This window comes from Desertihabitans aurantiacus, assembly GCF_003344635.1.
GTDB lineage: Bacteria > Actinomycetota > Actinomycetes > Propionibacteriales > Propionibacteriaceae > Desertihabitans > Desertihabitans aurantiacus.
The window spans coordinates 1-3,314 of the sequence record NZ_QPKK01000345.1; the positions used below are offsets into that span (position 1 = coordinate 1).

Annotated in this window: 5 protein-coding genes; 3 read left to right on the forward strand and 2 right to left on the reverse strand. The window is 75.0% G+C overall.

The features are described 5' to 3' along the window. Positions 1-374 (forward strand): hypothetical protein (locus tag DVA66_RS18595; RefSeq protein WP_198671938.1); only part of this gene is annotated, 374 nt, incomplete at its 5' end. A 16-nt stretch (positions 375-390) separates the two neighbouring features. Here the strand turns inward: DVA66_RS18595 and DVA66_RS18600 are convergent. Next, positions 391-1,407, reverse strand: a complete 1,017-nt coding sequence (locus DVA66_RS18600; RefSeq protein ID WP_332872888.1) for a PHP domain-containing protein — start codon at positions 1,405-1,407, stop codon at positions 391-393. Then, positions 1,404-2,093 carry a Pr6Pr family membrane protein gene (locus tag DVA66_RS18605; protein ID WP_157974127.1) on the reverse strand — a complete coding sequence of 230 codons (690 nt, stop codon included), beginning with the start codon at positions 2,091-2,093 and terminating at the stop codon, positions 1,404-1,406. Before DVA66_RS18605 ends, DVA66_RS18600 begins: the two co-directional genes overlap by 4 nt. A 39-nt stretch (positions 2,094-2,132) precedes the next feature. On the opposite strand from DVA66_RS18605, the gene DVA66_RS18610 reads away from it, so the two are divergent. Together DVA66_RS18610 and DVA66_RS18615 are read left to right on the forward strand one after the other, a co-directional pair. Further along, on the forward strand, positions 2,133-2,435 hold the full coding sequence (locus DVA66_RS18610; RefSeq protein ID WP_269801643.1) for a TfoX/Sxy family protein: 303 nt from the start codon (positions 2,133-2,135) through the stop codon (positions 2,433-2,435). A gap of 11 nt (positions 2,436-2,446) precedes the next feature. After that, a partial coding sequence (locus tag DVA66_RS18615; protein WP_114561365.1) for a PucR family transcriptional regulator occupies positions 2,447-3,314 on the forward strand: 868 nt, incomplete at its 3' end.

Consider the following 3,314-nt stretch of genomic DNA (forward strand, 5'->3'; position numbering starts at 1 on the left):
CGGCGGCCGAGCAGCTGGTGGAGGCCTCCACCCTCGCGGCCGACCACCTCGGCGCCTGGGTCCTGGCCCGCCGCGGCTCCGAGGCCGCGGCCGCCGCCACCGCGCTGCAGCCGTTCGAGCCGACTCGGGGCTGCTGGTTCCACCCCGAGCACCCCCGCGGCACGGAGCGACGGACCTTCGAGGGCCACGCGGTACCGTGCTGCCGGCGCTGCGCCGACGCCGTGGACGCGGGCCGGGAGCCGCCGATGCTCGACCTGCCCGGACCGGACGGCGAACCGGTGCACTTCCACCGCTCCGGGGCCGAGCCGTGGGCCTCCACCGGCTACGGCGCGACCGAGCCCGACCTGCCGGCGCGGCTGGGCGCCCTGCGCTGAGCCCGCCCGGCGTGCGTCAGCCGCGGGTCCAGGCGAGCAGCTCCTCGACCGGCCAGGTGTTGATGATCCGCTCCAGCGGGACGCCGGCCGCCTCGGCCCGGGCGCAGCCGTAGGCCTGGAAGTCGAGCTGGCCGGGCGCGTGGGCGTCGGTGTCGATGGAGAACAGGCACCCGGTCTCGACCGCCAGCGCGAGCAGCTCGTCGGGCGGGTCGCAGCGCTCGGGCCGGGAGTTGATCTCGACCGCGACGTCGAACTGCCGGCAGGCCTCGAAGACCACCTCGGCGTCGAAGGTCGACGGCGGACGGGTGCCCCGCTCCCCCTCGATCAGCCGGCCGGTGCAGTGGCCCAGCACGTTGGTGCGCGGGTTGGCGATGGCCGTCACCATCCGGTGGGTCATCGTCTCGGAGTCCGAACGCAGCTTGGAGTGGACGCTGGAGACCACCACGTCGAGCTCGGCGAGCAGGGCGGCGTCCTGGTCGAGGGTGCCGTCCTCGAGGATGTCGACCTCGATGCCCTTGAGCACCCGGAACGGGGCGAGCGCCTCGTTGATCGAGTCGACGACGTCCATCTGCTCGCGCAGCCGGTCGGCGGTCAGTCCGCGGGCCACCCGCAGCCGCGGGGAGTGGTCGGTGATCGCGCAGTACTCGTGCCCGAGCGACTGCGCGATGACCATCATCTCCTCCAGCGGGCTGCCGCCGTCGGACCAGTCGGAGTGGCAGTGCAGGTCACCGCGGACCGCCTCGCGCACGCGTTCCCCGCCGGTGGCCAGCGGCGTCTTCTGCTCGCGCAGCCCGGCGAGGTAGTCCGGCACGCGTCCGGCCAGCGCCTGGGTGACGACCGCCACCGTCTTCGGCCCGAGACCGGGCACCTGTGACCAGGAGCCCTCGCGCTGGCGACGGGCCCGTTCCTCGGCCGGCATCGCCTCCACCGTGGTCGCAGCCCGGCGGTAGGCCTTCACCCGGTGGGTGTCGGCGCGGCTGCGTTCGAGCAGGAAGCCGATCTCGCGCAGGGCCAGCACCGGGTCCATGCTCATTCCTCCCTCGTCGACGACCGGGCCACCGGCGCGGGACGGCCGTCGCCGGCGACCGCCGGGGGTGGCCAGCGCAGCGCCCGCAGCCGGCCCACACCCCACCACAGGTAGCCGGTGCAGAGGAAGGCCGTGGTGAGCACGAGCACCCAGTCGCCGAAGTCCCGCGCGGTCGGGTCGAGGAAAGCGTAGAGGGCCTCTCCCCCGGCGACGTAGCCGACCAGGTAGCCGACCGGGAGCAGCAGCCAGGCCAGCGGCGTCCACCACGGCAGGTGCTGGTTGCGGCCCACCAGCAGCCAGTCCGCGACCACCAGCAGCGGCGTGAGCAGGTGGGTGAGCAGACCGCCGGTCGTCGGGTAGCCGCCGCCGAGCAGGGTGGCGTGCACCAGCAGGGTGATGGTCAGGTAGGTGGTCGCGGCCCCCCGGAGCACACCCCAGCGGGTCTCGGACGCCCCGCGCAGGACGGCCGGGGTGAGCAGCGCGGCGGTGAGCGCGACCGCGGCGCAGAGGTTGGACACCACGGTGAAGTAGCGCAGCGACTCCCAGCCAACGGGCACCACGCTGAGCAGCACCCCGGCCCAGGCGCAGCAGACGACCAGCGCCCGCCACAGCACCACGGCCACCAGCGTGGGGCCGTCGGTGCGCGGTCGGGCCCGTCGGAGCACCGCCATCGCCACCTCGCTTCCGGCCACACCCTGTCACGGCGGCTCTGGGTGGGCCACGATGGGGCCGTGGAGGAGCTGGAGGACCGGGTCCGGGCGACGCTGGCGGTGCACGAGGACGTCCGGGAGGTGCGGATGTTCGGCTACCGCTGCTTCATGGTCGAGGAGAAGCTGCGGGTCGGGGTGGGCGGCGCGGGCGGGCTGCTGGTGCGCACCGGGATGGAGCGCTACGAGGAGGCGCTGGGCTGGCCGGGCGCGCGTCCGGCGATGATGAGGGACCGGCCCATGCACGGCTGGGTCGACGTCGACGCCGCCACGCTGGGCACCGACGAGGCGCTGCGGCGTTGGGTGGGGCTGTCGCTGGAGCAGTAGGGTCGCTGCCCATGGCGAGCGGACGGGCGGGCGACCGGGGCGGGCCCTCGCCGCGGACCCGGACGGCGATCGCCCGACGGCTGTCGGCGGCGTCGGGCCAGATGACCACGGCCGCGGTCGCCGAGATGGAGCTGCGCCACCCCTGGTTCGCCGAGCTGGACGCCGACAAGCGCTCCTGGATCACCCTGGTGGCCCAGGCCGGTATCGACGGGTTCGTGCAGTGGTTCGGCGATCCGGACGGCTCGGCCACCGGCGCCGACATCTTCGGCCACGCCCCACGCGCACTGGCCCGGGCGATCTCGCTGCAGCAGACGGTGGAGCTGGTGCGCACCACCATCGAAGCCGTCGAGGAGCAGCTGCAGCAGGTGATGCCGCGCGGTGACCGGGCGCACCTGCAGGTGGCCATCACCCAGTACAGCCGTGAGGTCGCCTTCGCCGCGGCCGAGGTGTACGCCCGGGCGGCGGAGATGCGTGGGGCCTGGGACGCCCGCCTGGAGGCCCTGGTGGTCGACTCGGTGCTGCGCGGCGACACCGACGAGACGGTGCTGTCCCGCGCCTCGACGCTGGGCTGGCGCTCGACCCAGTCGGTGGTGGTGATGATCGGGCCGGCGGACGAGGACGCGGGCACCTCCGCGCTGGAGGACGTCCGGCGGCTGGCGCGCCAGCGCGGGCTCGACTCGCTGGCGGCTGTCCAGGGTGAGCGGCTGGTGGTGGTGCTCGGCGGGGCGGCGCTCGGCGACCAGGACGCCGCCGTCGCCGCGGCCACGCACCTGGTGGGGCCGTTCGGGCCGGGGCCGATCGTCGTCGGGCCGCCGGTGGAGCACCTGGTGGAGGCGTCCCGCTCGGCCCGGGCCGCCTTGTCGGGTCTGCGCGCCGCGC

Excerpts from the sequence above, each read along its gene's own strand:
- DVA66_RS18600 (WP_332872888.1), bottom strand. The coding sequence starts at position 1,407 with ATGAGCATGGACCCGGTGCTGGCCCTGCGCGAGATCGGCTTCCTGCTC.